Annotated in this window: 1 protein-coding gene; it reads right to left on the bottom strand. The window is 50.2% G+C overall.

What is annotated here, in order from left to right; translation table 11 throughout:
* Positions 1-277 (bottom strand): sulfatase-like hydrolase/transferase (locus SB756_RS29705; RefSeq protein WP_410913151.1); only part of this gene is annotated, 277 nt, incomplete at both ends.

Below are 277 nucleotides of genomic sequence, written 5' to 3'. Positions count from 1 at the left end.
AATCATATTTTTTGCGGTTACAGGTACGAGAGATAAAACCATCCGGGTGATGGGTATCGACTGTCAGGGTAAACAGTGAGAATCGCTGACCTGAGCGGGAAAGCTCTTCAAACTTTTTCCACGCTTCATCGAGAACGGTATCGTCGTAGAATCCCCAGTCGTTGCGATAGTGCGGGTCGGCTACCACGCTTTTCAGCTCTTCTGAGCCGTATAAGTGGTCGAAGCCATGCGACTTCAGGAACACATCTTTACCGGCAAAACGCAGATTCGCGCCCTG

Source organism: Pseudomonas sp. SIMBA_068 (assembly GCF_046534705.1).
Lineage (GTDB): Bacteria > Pseudomonadota > Gammaproteobacteria > Pseudomonadales > Pseudomonadaceae > Aquipseudomonas > Aquipseudomonas putida.
This window is presented reverse-complemented; position numbering and strand designations above follow the sequence as displayed.